General features: G+C 44.4%; 14 protein-coding genes. 12 read left to right on the forward strand and 2 right to left on the reverse strand.

All coding sequences use genetic code 11. From position 1 onward, the window contains the following. Nucleotides 1–25: 25 nt before the first annotated feature. From OA34_RS01500 to OA34_RS01510, 3 genes are all read left to right on the forward strand, one after another. On the forward strand, nucleotides 26–955 hold the full coding sequence (locus tag OA34_RS01500) for a ribose-phosphate pyrophosphokinase (protein ID WP_039672066.1): 930 nt from the start codon (nucleotides 26–28) through the stop codon (nucleotides 953–955). After that, nucleotides 955–2,748: a translation elongation factor 4 gene (gene lepA, locus OA34_RS01505; protein ID WP_039672067.1), complete on the forward strand. Its 1,794-nt coding sequence runs from the start codon at nucleotides 955–957 to the stop codon at nucleotides 2,746–2,748. Before OA34_RS01500 ends, lepA begins: the two co-directional genes overlap by 1 nt. Before the next feature lie 87 nt (nucleotides 2,749–2,835). Then, nucleotides 2,836–3,333, forward strand: a complete 498-nt coding sequence (locus tag OA34_RS01510; RefSeq protein WP_286682787.1) for a phosphoribosyltransferase family protein — start codon at nucleotides 2,836–2,838, stop codon at nucleotides 3,331–3,333. A gap of 416 nt (nucleotides 3,334–3,749) precedes the next feature. Here the strand turns inward: OA34_RS01510 and OA34_RS01515 are convergent, their stop codons facing one another. After that, complete coding sequence (locus OA34_RS01515) at nucleotides 3,750–4,235, reverse strand: hypothetical protein (RefSeq protein ID WP_039672069.1); 486 nt, start codon at nucleotides 4,233–4,235, stop codon at nucleotides 3,750–3,752. A gap of 84 nt (nucleotides 4,236–4,319) precedes the next feature. Here OA34_RS01515 and OA34_RS01520 point away from each other — a divergent pair, with 84 nt between their 5' ends. The 9 genes from OA34_RS01520 (at nucleotide 4,320) to OA34_RS01560 (ending at nucleotide 13,339) form a co-directional block, all read left to right on the forward strand. Further along, nucleotides 4,320–5,078, forward strand: coding sequence for a transposase (locus tag OA34_RS01520; RefSeq protein ID WP_039672070.1), 759 nt, complete (start codon nucleotides 4,320–4,322; stop codon nucleotides 5,076–5,078). Between the two features lie 78 nt (nucleotides 5,079–5,156). Then, entirely contained in the window at nucleotides 5,157–7,691 is a 2,535-nt protein-coding gene (gyrA, locus tag OA34_RS01525) for a DNA gyrase subunit A (protein ID WP_039672071.1), read from the forward strand. A 39-nt stretch (nucleotides 7,692–7,730) separates the two neighbouring features. Further along, entirely contained in the window at nucleotides 7,731–8,171 is a 441-nt protein-coding gene (locus OA34_RS01530) for an LPP20 family lipoprotein (RefSeq protein ID WP_039672072.1), read from the forward strand. Then, a complete protein-coding gene (locus OA34_RS01535) occupies nucleotides 8,147–8,539 on the forward strand; it encodes a hypothetical protein (RefSeq protein WP_039672073.1) in 393 nt (130 codons plus the stop codon). Before OA34_RS01530 ends, OA34_RS01535 begins: the two co-directional genes overlap by 25 nt. Nucleotides 8,540–8,562: 23 nt before the next feature. After that, nucleotides 8,563–9,726, forward strand: coding sequence for a sigma-54-dependent transcriptional regulator (locus OA34_RS01540; protein ID WP_039672074.1), 1,164 nt, complete (start codon nucleotides 8,563–8,565; stop codon nucleotides 9,724–9,726). An 87-nt stretch (nucleotides 9,727–9,813) separates the two neighbouring features. Further along, nucleotides 9,814–10,842: an aspartate-semialdehyde dehydrogenase gene (locus OA34_RS01545; RefSeq protein ID WP_039672075.1), complete on the forward strand. Its 1,029-nt coding sequence runs from the start codon at nucleotides 9,814–9,816 to the stop codon at nucleotides 10,840–10,842. After that, complete coding sequence (locus OA34_RS01550; protein ID WP_039672076.1) at nucleotides 10,842–11,354, forward strand: YqhA family protein; 513 nt, start codon at nucleotides 10,842–10,844, stop codon at nucleotides 11,352–11,354. The genes OA34_RS01545 and OA34_RS01550 overlap by 1 nt, the downstream gene beginning before the upstream one ends. Next, nucleotides 11,354–12,376, forward strand: coding sequence for a uroporphyrinogen decarboxylase (gene hemE, locus OA34_RS01555; RefSeq protein ID WP_039672077.1), 1,023 nt, complete (start codon nucleotides 11,354–11,356; stop codon nucleotides 12,374–12,376). Before OA34_RS01550 ends, hemE begins: the two co-directional genes overlap by 1 nt. Before the next feature lie 51 nt (nucleotides 12,377–12,427). Continuing rightward, nucleotides 12,428–13,339, forward strand: a complete 912-nt coding sequence (locus OA34_RS01560) for a radical SAM protein (protein ID WP_286682824.1) — start codon at nucleotides 12,428–12,430, stop codon at nucleotides 13,337–13,339. A 24-nt stretch (nucleotides 13,340–13,363) separates the two neighbouring features. Here the strand turns inward: OA34_RS01560 and OA34_RS01565 are convergent, their stop codons facing one another. After that, nucleotides 13,364–15,439: a TRAP transporter permease gene (locus OA34_RS01565; protein WP_039672079.1), complete on the reverse strand. Its 2,076-nt coding sequence runs from the start codon at nucleotides 15,437–15,439 to the stop codon at nucleotides 13,364–13,366.

Here is a 15,439-nt window from a genome sequence, read left to right on the forward strand (position 1 = left end):
TTTTGATGCTAAAGGATACACAACTATGAGAGGCTACAAAGTCTTTGCCGGAACGGCGAATCCCGAGTTCGCTAAACGCGTTGCCAAACACCTTTCTCTCCCTTTGTCGGCGGCTGAAATCAAACGTTTTAGTGACGGTGAGATTAGCGTACAGATCAGCGAAAGCGTTCGCGGGAAAGATGTTTTTATCATTCAACCTACATGTGCTCCGGCCAATGTAAATTTAATGGAGTTATTGATTTTGACGGATGCGTTACGACGCAGTTCTGCGAACAGTATTACGGCGGTCGTTCCTTATTTCGGTTATGCCAGACAAGACAGAAAAGCCGCACCACGCGTTCCGATTACGGCAAAACTCGTTGCCAATATGATGCAAACGGCGGGAATCGACCGCGTTGTCACGATCGATCTTCATGCCGGACAAATCCAAGGTTTTTTCGATATTCCCGTCGATAACCTTTACGGCTCTATTGTCTTCAACGACTACGTTAAAGCTAAAAACCTTAAAAGCCCTATTATCGCAAGTCCCGACATCGGCGGCGTTGCGCGAGCGCGTAGTTTTGCAAAACTCTTAGGCGTCGATATGGTCATTGTCGATAAACGCCGAGAACGCGCTAACGAATCGGAAGTGATGAATATTATCGGCGACGTGAACGGTAAAGACGTCATTTTAGTCGACGATATGATCGATACGGCGGGAACGATCGTCAAAGCGGCGGAAGTGCTCAAAAAAAGAGGCGCAACCAGCGTGATGGCATGTTGTACGCATGCGGTTTTGAGCGGCCCTGCGTATGAGCGAATAGCTAAAGGCGAGTTGGACGAACTTATCGTTACCGATACGATTCCTCTCAAAGAAGCGAGCGAAAAAATTAAAGTGCTAAGCGTTGCTCCGGTATTTGCCGAAGTAATTCGTCGTGTGTACCATAACGAAAGCGTTAACGGATTGTTTATTTAATGCAGAGTCGTATTCGAAACTTTTCAATCATTGCCCATATCGATCACGGTAAGAGTACCTTAGCCGATCGTCTGATTCAAGAGTGCGGTGCGGTCAGCGAACGCGAAATGACGACGCAAATGATGGACACGATGGATATCGAAAAAGAGCGCGGTATTACCATCAAAGCACAAAGCGTACGTCTGACCTACGTCAAAGACGGCCAGCCCTATATTCTGAATCTTATCGACACTCCGGGTCACGTGGATTTTTCGTATGAAGTCAGCCGTTCTTTGGCTTCGAGCGACGGTGCACTTTTAGTGGTTGATGCCTCTCAGGGCGTTGAAGCCCAAACGATTGCCAATGTATACATCGCTTTAGAAAATAACTTAGAAATTATTCCGGTTCTTAATAAAATTGATCTTCCCGCGGCAGATCCTGAGCGCGTGAAAGATGAAATCGAGCATACCATCGGACTCGATTGCTCTGAAGCGTTAAGCGTGAGTGCAAAAAGCGGTATCGGCATTAGAGAACTGCTTGATACCTTGGTGGATAAAATCCCAGCCCCCACGGGCGATGAAAATGCACCGACCAAAGCGTTGATCTACGATAGCTGGTTTGACAACTATTTGGGAGCTTTGGCTTTGGTACGCGTTTACGACGGGACGATCGTCAAGGGACAGGAAGTCTACGTCATGGGAACGGGTAAAAAACACGAGGTTTTAAATCTCATGTACCCGCACCCTTTGGCGATGCAAAAAACGAACGAAATTAAAACGGGTGAAGTGGGTATCGTCGTTTTGGGTCTGAAAAACGTCGGTGACGTCCAAGTCGGTGATACGATTACCGATGCCAAACGCAAAACTGCCGAAGCGGTCGGCGGCTTTAAAAAAGTCAAACAGTTTGTTTTTGCCGGACTTTATCCGATTGAAACCGATAGATTCGAAGAACTCAGAGACGCGCTTGATAAACTCAAACTCAATGACTCAAGCATCTCATACGAGCCTGAAACCTCTGCCGCCCTTGGCTTTGGCTTTCGCGTCGGCTTTTTGGGCTTACTGCACATGGAAGTCATCAAAGAGCGTTTGGAGAGGGAGTTCGATCTTGATTTGATCGCCACCGCACCGACCGTTACCTATAAAGTCGTTACAACCAAAGGTACGAGCTTGGATATTCAAAATCCCAGCGAATTACCGCCGGTTAACGAGATCGAAGAGATTCAAGAGCCTTACGTCAAAGCAACCGTTTTAACGCCGAGTGAATTTTTAGGCAATATTATCATTTTGATGAACAACAAACGCGGGCTTCAAAAAAAGATGGACTATTTGAGTCCCGAGCGCGTGCTTCTGGAGTATGAGATTCCGCTCAATGAAATCGTGATGGATTTTTACGATAAGCTCAAGTCGGTCAGCAAAGGATACGCGAGTTTTGATTACGAGCCGATCGGCTATCAAGCGGGCGATCTGGTCAAACTCGACGTCTTGGTGGCGGGCGAAGTCGTGGATGCCCTTTCGATTATCGTGCCTCGCATCAGCGCGCAAAGTAGAGGACGTGACTTTGTCAAAGCGATGAAAGAGATCGTTCCACGTCAACTGTTCGAAGTGGCGATTCAAGCGAGCATCGGAAACAAAGTCATCGCAAGAGAAACCGTCAAGTCGATGGGTAAAAACGTCACGGCAAAATGTTACGGCGGCGATATTACCCGTAAACGAAAGTTATTGGAAAAACAAAAAGAGGGCAAAAAGCGTATGAAATCGATCGGGAAAGTCCAACTCCCGCAAGAAGCGTTTTTGACCATTCTTAAAATCGATTGATCCTTACATGTCATGCGTTGCCATCTTTGTTTAAAACTCAGTTGGCAACCGATTTGTAAAACGTGTCTGCAAACCCTTTTAGCCCCAATGCCTGCTTTTCGAATTTTACCGAGCGGACTTAAGGTCTACTCTTTTTACAACTATTCTGATATTGCTCCACTGCTTCATACCAAACATACCTACATCGGCGCAAAGATTTTCGCACAACTTGGAAAGCACACTTTTTTTGAGTTTCTAAAAACCTTTGAGCTTCCAAGCGGCATTTGCGCCGTTCCCATTGACGATCATGTCAGACACGGCTATTCACACAGCGCGATTTTAGCCAAAGCGACCCAGCCTTTTTTAACACCGTTGTACGGGAGTTTAAGAGCACAAAACCATCAGAGTTATTCGGGTAAAAGCAGAGCCTTTAGGCAAGCCAATAAACGGGATTTTATCGTTACATGTAAAGGTGAAATAGACGCTATTTTGATCGACGACATTATCACTACGGGAAGTACGTTGGAAGAGGCGCATGAAACACTCAAAAAGCACGGTGTCAATGTCTTGTTCGCACTGGTGTTGGCAGATGCCAAAGAGGGGTAAATACGGAGTTTTGAGTCTAAAGCGTACGTTGATAGAAAAAGACGACCGGAGGCGTGTACGCTTCAAATCGTCTTGAAAAAGCTTTTATTTTCGTGATTTTAATGCTTTCATACACGAAGTGAAACACGTTTCGGCTTCTTGCATCAAAAGTTGTACGACTTCGCTATGTTTTTCATTTTTTAATTGAGAGACGCTAAAACTTGTGTTATCTCGGTAGTTGTCCGTATGGATCGATGTTTCAAGATAAGCGGCTCTTCGACATATTAGATCGTCCGATACTTTGGCTGAGTTGGTGACGTAACTACAATCCCACCCAAACATCATAGAGTTTAATAATATTGCCAGTATTAACTTTTTCATTATACATGCCCTTTAATTTTATTTTTAATCATAGTAATAATCTGCTTAAAATCGAGTCAATCTTCACTAAGGGCGTTTTTTTGCTCTACATGTAGCTTTATCATCAGCAAAAAAATTTCATACAAATCTTTATCGTTCTCTTTGGCAATGGTTTTGAGAGAATCTTCCGTATGTTGGATGAGAACGTGATTTTCTAAGAGCTTTTGCCGCAGCAAAGAAGCATCGCAACCAAACCACGTACAGAGCTCTTGAAACGATTGATTTTTAGTATTACGGATTAAAAATTCGACATTATCTTCATGGCGAATGTGCTTGTTACGCGCGATAGCGATACACTCTTGTAAAAGCCTTCGAATCGTACAGCGTCGCAAATACGCGTGAATGCCCAAGAGAATAAGAATAATCAATGCGGCAAGTTTGTGCCCAAAAAGCGTGCCGGCCGTCGAATGGTTCAAGACAAAGGCAATGCCCGTGACGTAAAGAAGCACAAACATCATTAAGATCGCTATAATAACCACGACTTTTAAAACGGTTTCATTCATCGGTTTTCTTTCAAAAGGGGTCAGGGCTAAACTTTTTACTTTTTAGCGTTTCGTGTTATAATTTTAGCAAAAAAAAGAGTCATTATGCCGCGAAGATTACGTATTGAAAATTTAGGCTACCATCATGTGTACAATCGAGGCGTTGCCAAAGGCAATGTTTTTGAAGATGAAAACGATAAAGTGAAGTTTATTGAGCTGATGGCAAGTATCGCGCGTGAGTTCAAGCTCAACATTCATGCGTTTTGCCTGATGGACAATCATTACCACCTTTTGATTGAAAACAAGCGTGAAAATCTCTCCTCGGCGATGCGTCAGCTCAATTCGCAGTACGCTTCGTATTTTAACAAGCGGCATAATCGCGCAGGACATCTATGGCAAGATCGCTTCAAGTCGTGGTATGTCTTGGATGAAAACTATCTTTTGACATTGTTTAAGTATATCGAAAACAATCCCGTTAAAGCCGGAATAAGTTCTAAAATAGGTCTTTATCCTTATTGCGCCACTTATGCGATTTTAAAAGATGCGATTCCTGCATTTTTGCAAAATTCCTTTGTTTTAAGGGACTATCCTACAGGGGAGTTATTTAACTTATTGGCAATTCCTTTAAGCGATAACGAGCGTTCTTCGATCGAACGGTTTCATCGTACGCGGTACAAAAAAGAAGATGAGACGATTGTTGCGTTACATGTCAAAGAACTTGCGACGCATTTTGCCTATGCAACTCATAAAACAGAACGTAACGATGCTATCAAAAAAGCTTATGCGGATGGCTACAGTAAAAGCGAGATTGCACGGTATTTGCTTTTAAGCGTTGCAGGAGTGAGCAAAATCCTCAAAAGTTAAAAGTTTAGCCCTGACCCCTATGGAAAACAAAAGAAAAGTAAAGTATAATCAAATTAATTTATATTGTAAGGTTAATGAATGGATACTATTTTTGATGCCAACCAAGATATTAAAACGATTAACATCGAAGAGTCGATTAAAACGAGTTATCTCGATTACTCGATGAGCGTTATTATCGGGCGTGCGCTTCCCGATGCTAGAGACGGTCTCAAACCGGTTCACCGACGTATTTTATACGCGATGAACGATTTGGCGGTATCGTCTCGAAGTCCGTATAAAAAGTCGGCGCGTATCGTGGGCGACGTTATCGGTAAGTATCACCCGCACGGCGATACGGCGGTTTACGATGCCCTTGTTCGTATGGCACAACCCTTTTCGATGCGTATTCCGATGGTTGACGGGCAAGGAAACTTCGGTTCCATCGACGGCGATAACGCGGCGGCGATGCGTTATACGGAAGCTCGTATGACACCGCTTGCGGAAGAACTTTTACGCGATCTTGATAAAGACACGGTCGATTTCGTACCGAACTACGACGACAGTATGGTCGAACCGGACGTTTTACCGAGTCGCGTTCCAAACTTGCTGCTAAACGGCTCTAGCGGTATTGCCGTCGGTATGGCGACCAATATCCCTCCACACTGTTTAGACGAACTCTTAGACGGTCTTTTATTGCTCATCGACAATCCCGAAGCCACGCTTGAAGAGATCATGGAATTTATCAAAGGTCCCGATTTCCCTACCAGTGGTATCATTTTCGGTAAAAAAGGTATCATCGAAGCGTATCGCACCGGACGAGGTCGCGTGAGAATTCGTGCTAAAACGCATATCGAGAAAAAAGGCAACAAAGACATTATCGTTCTAGACGAACTACCCTATCAAGTCAACAAAGTTCGTTTGATCGAGCAAATCGTAGCCCTCGTGAAAGAGAAGATGATCGAAGGGATCAGCGAAATTAGAGACGAAAGCGATCGCGACGGTATTCGTTTGGTAATCGAACTTAAACGCGAGGCGATGAGCGACATCGTTTTGAACAACCTCTACAAATCGACGAACATGGAAGTAACGTTCGGCGTTATTTTGTTGGCGATTTACAATAAAGAGCCGAAAATTTTTACACTTATCGAGTTGCTGCAACTCTTCTTGCGCCACAGAAAGACGGTTATTATCCGACGTACGATTTTCGATCTTGAAAAAGCCAAAGCTAAAGCGCACATTTTAGAAGGTCTGAAAATCGCACTTGACAACATCGACGAAATCATTGCATTGATCAAAGGCAGTGCCGATACGAAAAGTGCAAAAGAGGGCTTAATCGAGCGTTTTCACTTAAGCGAAGTACAAGCGGGCGCGATTTTAGATATGCGTTTACAACGCTTAACAGGCTTGGAGCGCGATAAAATCGAAAACGAATTGGCCGAATTGCTCAAAGAGATTCAACGCTTAAGCGATATCTTACGCAGCGAAGCGTTATTGAATGATTTGATTAAAGAAGAGTTGATCGAGCTTAAAGACAAATTCAAATCCAAACGTATTACCGAAATCGTAGACGACTACGACGACATCGACGTGGAAGACTTGATCGCGAACGAGCCGATGGTTGTCACCATTACGCACCGCGGCTACATCAAACGCGTTCCGCTCAAACAATACGAAAAACAAAAACGCGGCGGAAAAGGTAAAATCGCCGTTACGACGTACGACGACGACTTTATCGAAAGTTTCTTCGTCTCCGATACGCACGATACGCTGATGTTCGTAACGGACAAAGGGCAGCTTTATTGGCTTAAAGTCTATAAAATCCCAGAAGGTAGCCGTACGGCAAAAGGCAAGGCGGTCGTTAATCTTATTCAGCTTCAAGCCGAAGAAAAAATTATGGCGATTATTCCGACGACCGATTTTGACGAAACCAAATCGCTAGCCTTCTTTACGAAAAACGGTATTATCAAACGTACGAATTTAAGCGAATTTAAAAACATTCGTTCCGTAGGCGTACGTGCGATTACTTTAGACGACGACGACAATTTAGTAACTGCAAAAATCGTCACGCAAGAGGCGCAATTCCTCTTTATCGTTACGAAAAAAGGCATGTGTATCCGTTTTGAAGTCGGCGATGCACGAGAAATCGGCAGAACCGCAAGAGGCGTTACGGGAATTCGTTTTAAAGAAGAAAACGATTGTGTCGTCGGTGCGGCAGTCATTTATAACGATCAAGAAGAGTTATTGACCGTTACCGAAAAAGGTATCGGTAAGCGAACGACCGCCGAAGAGTATCGCTTACAAAATCGCGGCGGAAAAGGCGTCATCGCCATGAAACTTACGGCGAAAACGGCCGATTTAGTCGGTGTCGTTATCGTGGATGAAGACAAAGATTTGATGGCATTAAGCAGTAGCGGTAAAATGATTCGCGTCGATATGGAAACGATTCGCAAAGCGGGACGTAACACAAGCGGCGTCAAAGTGGTTTCGATCGAAGGAAACGACGTTGTAGCCAGTATCGCACGTTGTCCGAAAGAAGAAGACGAAGAGACGGACTTGCTCGACGAAGAAGGCGGAGAAAATAACGAAGCTTCTTTACTCTCGGAGGAGACCGGAGCGACCGATGAGGTGGAATAATAGTTGCTTTTCATTAAAAAATTCTAAAAAGGCGTAGCTATGTTGAAAAGACTTGTGACATGTACGGCAAGCTTATGTGTATTACTTCTGATCGTGGGATGTGCAGCGAAAAAAGAAGAACCCGTCAAAGACCCCAAAGCGGCATTGTACGATTTTAATAGCGATAAATCGATTGTCGTTTACGGTGAGGGCATTGCACCGCAAAATACGGTTTCTCCCGCACAAGCGATTGCTTTAGCAAAACGTGCGGCGATTACCGACGGGTATCGTCAACTCGGCGAGAAATTGTACGGCGTAAAAATCAACTCTACCGAAACCGTCAGAGACGCGATGTTGCGCGACTCTCGCGTTACAGCGCAAGTCAATGCGTTAATCAAAGATGCGGTTGTGACGGACGCGACGTTTAAAGACGGGTTGTATAGCGTGAGAATGGAAGTTTCCATGAGCGGACGCAGGTGGCAAGAACTTTTTGCATACTAATAGCACTCGGTACGCAAGCACTTTTTAGCGGCGATCTTTTTTGGTTTTCGTATAAAATCGCCACCTCAAACGGTCTTGTCGTTTATGAAGAAAAAAATATTGCGCCCGTCATGGTTCCTTATGACGGGCAATCGACTCTTTTATGTACGATTCCGCTACTTTTCGATACGACCTTGTCGAAAGAGGCTTTTCTTAGAAAGCATTTTGATACGATTTTGCCCTGTTTTTATCGACTCTCGACGCACATGCTCTCCTTAAACGAACGTAACCTCAAACATCAACAAGATAGAATCGAATTAATCATCGAGCCGGTGCGCTTTACAGTAGACTTTAAAGATGAATTTGCTACCATAAATGCGGTTAGGTAAAACTTTTTTAGGACATACCGCATATGCATGTTGTGATTGTAGAAGACGATATTAATATGAGAAAATCCCTCGAAATAGCACTTGGGGAGTATGAAGAATTTAAAATTTCAACGTACAAAAGTGCGATCGATGCTCTTAAAAAAATTGACCAAAACGTCGATTTGATCGTAACGGACATCAATATGCCCGGTATGGACGGAATCGAGTTTATCAAAAAACTTGACGGACAATATGATATTATCGTTATTACAGGTAACGCGACGCTCAGTCGTGCCATCGAATCGGTACGTTTGGGTGTCAAAGATTTTTTAACGAAACCTTTTGAAATCGAGACCTTAGTCGAGGCGATTAAACGCCATGATAAAATCCGTACGAAAGTTAAAGAAAATCCTGAAAAAACAGAACATACGAACGAAAACGACGGCGATTTCGTCGCTACCTCTCCGGAGTTGGATAAAGCGTTGAATATCGCCAAAAAAGCTGCAAAAACGGACGTGAGTGTCTTGCTTTTGGGTGAAAGCGGCGTAGGGAAAGAGCTTTTCGCCAATTACGTGCATAAGAATTCGCCGAGGGCAAAAAACGCGTTTGTGGCGATCAATATGGCGGCGATTCCGGAAAATCTTTTAGAAAGCGAATTGTTCGGCTATGAAAAAGGCGCATTTACCGATGCGACGAGCGAAAAAAAAGGCTATTTTGAGGTTGCTAACGGCGGTACGCTCTTTTTGGACGAAATCGGTGAAATGCCGATTATGCTTCAGGCAAAACTGCTTCGCGTCATTCAAGAGCGTGTGATGGTACGCGTGGGAGGTACCAAAGAAATTCCCATCGACGTACGCATCGTCTCCGCAACCAATGCCGATATTAAAAAGAGTATTAAAGAGGGACGTTTTCGAGAAGATCTTTATTACAGGCTCAATACGATTCCCGTGGAAATTCCTCCGCTTCGTCAACGAAAAGAGGAAATTTTACCGATCGGCGAGATGGTTTTGGCACGCGTTATTCAAAAATACGGTCTTGCAAGACGTTATTTTTCCGAGGAAGCGATTGAGTCGCTGATGAGCTATCGTTGGCCGGGAAATATTCGTGAGCTTATTTCGGTCGTCGAACGTGCCGTTATTTTAAGCGATAGCGAAGCGATCAGTAAAGAAGATCTCTTTTTAGAGAGTCGCAGTTGGTTTAGTGCTTAAAAAAAGCAAGATACTTTAGACTTTTTTGATAACTTAATAGCGTTATTGGGTTATTAAAAAAGTCTCACATCATAAAAAGGTAAATGGATGAAAAAGTACAATGTAGCCGTCGTCGGAGCGACGGGTGCGGTTGGCGAAGAACTTTTTAGGGTTCTTGAAGAAGTGGATTTTCCCGTAAATAATTTAGTCCCCTTGGCAAGTAGCAAAAGCGTGGGCATTGAAATCGAATTTAAAGATAAAACCTATAAAGTTTTAGAATTAACGGAAAAATCGTTTGAAGAGAACGATGTCGAGATAGCATTTTTTAGTGCCGGCGGCGATATTTCAGCGCATTACGCACCCTATGCGGCGGAAGCGGGAGCAGTCGTGATCGATAATACCAGCCATTTTAGAATGGATCCGGACGTTCCGTTGGTCGTTCCCGAATGCAATCCCGAAGCGATCGATCAATGGCAAAATCGAGGCATTATCGCCAACCCGAACTGTTCTACGATTCAGATGGTGCAGGTTTTAAAACCTTTGGACGAACTTTTTAACATTACGCGCGTGGACGTTGCGACTTACCAAGCCGTTAGCGGTGCGGGCAAAGGCGGTATGGAAGAGTTGGTCAATCAAATGCAAGACTTTTTTGCGTTTAAATTGGATCAGTGCGAACCCAAAACGTTTGCTCATCAAATTGCATTAAACGTTATCCCTCATATCGACGTTTTCGTGGAGAACGACTATACTAAAGAAGAGATGAAAATGGTTAACGAAACCCAAAAAATCTTGGGTAAAACGATGGAAATCAGCGCAACGTGCGTTAGGGTTCCCGTTATGAGAAGCCATTCGGAAGCGATTACGATTCATTTTGAAAAAGACGTGAACGTCGAAAAAGCGGTTGAAGCACTTCAAAACGCCGAAAACGTCGTCGTGATCGACAATCCGGCGAAAAAAGAGTATCCAATGCCGATTATTTCGACCGATACCAACGAAACGTACGTGGGAAGAATTCGTAAAGACATTAACCGCGATAACGTGCTTCATTTATGGTGCGTCGCCGATCAAATTCGTGTGGGTGCCGCAACCAATGCGGTTCGAATCGCTCAAAAATGGATTCAAAGAGAAGAGGCTTAATGTTTGAAAAACTATTTGAGAAAGGGTTGTGGTCGACAAGACTTATGACCCTTTTAGCGGTCATTTTTAGTATTTTTGCGGCATTTGCGCTTTTCTTTTTAGCCAGTGCCGATTTGTACCACGTTTTGATACAGACGTATCAGTATTTCTTTGCGGGATTTCATCCCGAAAACTTTCATGCCGACATCGTCGCGGATATTATCGGTGCAATCGATCTTTATCTGATTGCCGTCGTGTTGCTGATTTTCGGTTTCGGTATTTATGAGTTGTTTGTTTCCGAAATCGACGTAGCCAAAGGTACGGGCGGCGATAAGATTTTATACGTTAGTTCTTTGGACGAACTAAAGGATAAAATCGCAAAAGTTATCGTTATGGTTTTGATCGTTAGTTTTTTTCAGCGCGTCCTTCATGCCGAGTATAAAGGCGCTTTAGAGATGCTTTACCTTTCGTTTTCGATTTTAGCGCTCTCTTTGGGACTCTATTTTCTTCATAAAAACGGAGGAAAGCACTGATGATTTTTGTCGATGCGTGTTTCGGAAAAAAAACGGCGTATACGCCCGTATGGATGATGCGCCAAGCCGGACGCTATTTGCCCGAATATATGGAAGTCAGAGCACAAGCCGGAGACTTTCTCTCGTTGTGCAAAGACCCGCAAAAAGCCTGTGAAGTCACCCTTCAACCCGTGGATATTTTGGGTGTGGATGCAGCGATTTTATTTAGCGATATTTTAGTAGTTCCTTTAGAAATGGGCATGGAGCTTCAGTTTTTAAAAGGCGAAGGACCGGTGTTTTCACACCCGATTACCAATCAAGCCGATCTTGACAAACTTGATGTTCAAAAAGCGATTGATAGCTTAGCATATGTTTATGAGACGATTAAATTGATTCGTGGAAAACTTGCTGCCGATAAAGCCCTCATTGGTTTTTGTGGGGCGCCTTGGACATTGGCAACGTATATGATTGAAGGACAAGGCACTAAGACGTATGCACTTGTAAAGAAAATGATCTATTCGAATCCTCAGTTTATGCACGCCCTTTTGAAAAAAGTGACCGAAGTGCTTAAGGGGTATATGGAACGTCAAATTCAAAGTGGTGCGAATGTCGTGATGATCTTTGATTCATGGGCAGCGGCACTTGAACAGAGTGCCTATTTTGAATTTAGTTGGTCGTATATGAAAGAGATTAGTGCCTATTTAAAAGCAAAATACCCGCATGTTCCTGTCATTTTATTTCCTAAAGGCATTAGCGGATACTTGGATAAAATCGATGGTGAATTTGATGTCTTTGGCGTGGATTGGTCGACACCGATTGAGCTTGCCAAAGCAAAATTAGGTCATAAATACGTACTTCAAGGCAATATGGAGCCAACGCGTCTTTACAGTAAAGAGGCGATTGATGAAGGAATTGATCATATTGTCACGGTGATGAAAAATGAGCGACATATCTTTAACTTAGGACACGGTATTTTGCCGGACATTCCGGTTGAAAACGCCCAATATTTTATCGAACAGGTTCAAACCCGCACGAAAATCTAATAATTTGCCCTCTAAAAGAGGGCAAACTTCTTCACATGTAAAGGATTTTCCATCAGTCAGATTATTTTCGGTCCCATTACCTCTAGGCGTTTCGGGCAATCCCTCGGCATCGATTTAAGTCCTTCGACCAAACAATGTAACTTCGACTGCTTGTATTGTGAGCTCAAAGGTGCTAAAACGGTCGATACCATCCACGATGCACCGAGCGTTCAAAGCGTCTTAGACGCCTTGCAAAAAGCTTTACAAATACATCATAATCTCGACGTCGTTACGCTCACCGCCAACGGGGAACCCACGCTTTATCCCGACTTGAAACTTTTGATCGAAGCGATGCATGCGCTTGCCAATCGTCCAAAGTTGTTGATACTCTCGAACGGTTCGACAATCGGCGATCCGTTGGTTCAAGAAGCGCTTTTTCCTTTGGATATCGTCAAACTTTCGCTTGATTGCGCAACGCCTCAGTGCTTTAAGAAATTGGACCGTGCCCGCAAAGGCATTGAAATCGAAAGCATTATGGAAGGAATGCAAACGTTTCGAAAACGCTATCAAGGCGAATTGGTGATCGAGATATTGGTCGTTGAAGGGCTTAACGATACGCAAGCGGAATTTGAAGCGTTAAGTGCGGCTTTACGAAAGATACGACCCGACCGCATCGACGTAGGAACGATCGATCGTCCTCCGGCATACGCGGTCAGGGGTGTGAGTATCGAGCGTTTGGTCGAGCTTACAAGCGCGTTGGAAGGCTTACATGTCAATATTGCGTATCGGAAAAATTACGATGCGCCTAAACGTCGTTTTAGCGAAGAGGAGATTTTAGAACTTCTCAAGCGAAGGCCTCAAAGTACGGAAGACGTCGCCTTTTGTTTTGATGAGCAAAGTCTTGTTTGCCTTAATCGTTTGCTCTCCGAAAAACGCTTACATGTGAAAAATATTGCAGGGGTCGATTTTTACAAAGTCGTGTAGCGGACAGGGCTGTCCGCTACGTATTTAGGCAAGAACGCTTTGGTCTTTTTTATACTGAATGCGTTGGTTGAGGTAGATAAAGCCGTAAATGCCAAGACCGATCGCGTAAGCGACGTAATGGCTCGGCAATCCGAGCTTAGCGGCTACGAGTTTGGGTAGCATTAAAAACGGAATAACGACGATCAATCCGATACGCTCGATCACAGTGATTTTCTTTAAAATAAACCCTTGCGTCGCCGAAGTAAAGGCAAACATACCGAGTACGGCTCCGCCGAAAATAAGTGCAATTTCAAACGGATTGGTGATCCATTGCCATTTGGAAGCATCGTTCGGATCGTTCGGGTCAACACCTCCGATCAATAAAAGCTCGTTGTTGAAGAAGAACATAAACGGCAAAATACCCGTTCGTATGTCGTAGATAAACGACTGAATGCCTGTAATGATCGGATCGCTCTTCGCAATAGCCGCCGAAGCGTATGCCGCCATTCCCACAGGAGGCGTGTCGTCGGCTAAAATACCGAAATAAAAGACAAACATGTGCGCCGCAATCGTCGGAATCAAATAACCGTTATTCCCCGCCAATTCCATAATAATCGGCGCAGTCAGTGCCGCCATAACGATGTAATTCGCTGTCGTCGGAAGCCCCATTCCCAAAATTAACGATACGAACGCCGTCATAAATAACACCGCAACAATGTATCCGCCGGAAAGGTTGTCGATGACTTCGGCTAAAACCAAGCCGATACCCGTAAGCGTAACCGAACCGACGATAATGCCGGCAACTGCCGTAGCTACGGCGATAGAAACCATATTTTTCGCTCCGGCGACCATGCCGTATCCGATGTCGGCGAAACCTTCAAGGATAACGTAGCGCGTAATTTTTTCTTTATTGAGGTACGCTTTAAACGGTTTTTGCACGACCATGATGAGCATTAAAAACATAATGGCACTAAAAGCGGCACTTTGTGCGGATTGCCTTAAAACGATGAGTGTGTAAATCAAAAAGAAGATCGGGATGAGATAGTGAATGCCTCGAATAAAAATAGGCCACGTTCGCCCTAAAACGCTCGCGTCTTCACCTTTCAGCCCTTGTTTTTTAGCTTCAATATGGACGATATAAAAGAGCGCCGCATAACAGGTAAACGCCGGAATAAACGCCGCAAAAACGATGTCGGTATAATCCAAACCCAGAAATTCCGCCATGATAAACGCCGCCGCACCCATAATCGGAGGCATCAATTGCCCGTTGACCGAAGCGGCCGTCTCGACGGCGGCGGCTTTATGGGAACTAAAACCGAGGCGTTTCATCAGCGGAATCGTAAACGTACCGACCGTGACGGTGTTTGCGATGGACGAACCGGAAATCATACCGAACATTCCCGAAGCCGCAACGGCAGCTTTTGCCGGACCGCCGTCGTATTTACCTAAAATGGTGTAGGAGACTTTGATAAAATATTCGCCTGCTCCGGCGCGATCGAGCAATGCGCCGAAAAGGACGAATAAAAAGACAAAGCTAGCACTCACGCCGAGCGGAACGCCGAAAATTCCTTCCGTCGTTAAAACCATTTGTCCCATCATTTTAGTGACGCTCGCGCCTTTGTGAGCGATCATATCGGGAAGATACGGACCCAAATAGTCGTAAAGTAAAAACAAAACCGCGGCAAGCATCAACGGAAGTCCCATGACCCTTCGTGAAGCTTCAAGGACGATTAAAATCGTTGCGATACCCACGATAATGTCAGTTTGCGTCCATGCCCCTGCGCGCATCGCAAGCTCTTTATAGGCGTACCATTGGTATAAAACGGCGGCCGCGCCGATGATCATAAAAAGAAAATCGTACCATGTAATCGTCGATCGAAGTTTGGCACTTTTGCGAATAGCATGCATCGAAAATGCGAGGATCAGTCCAAATGCCAAGTGAATTGCCCTTACATGCGCACTGTTCCCCGGATCGACGACAATGTAGAGTTGGTATAAAGACCAGCAAAAAGCGATAGCGGCGACAAACCAATAGTGCCACGTCGTGCTTTCAAAGTCTCTATGACCTTCGAATTCGCTGATGAGCTTTGCGTCATCAAGTCGTTCTTCAAGTGTTTTCAC

It is taken from the genome of Sulfurospirillum sp. MES (genome assembly GCF_000789415.1).
Lineage (GTDB): Bacteria > Campylobacterota > Campylobacteria > Campylobacterales > Sulfurospirillaceae > Sulfurospirillum > Sulfurospirillum cavolei.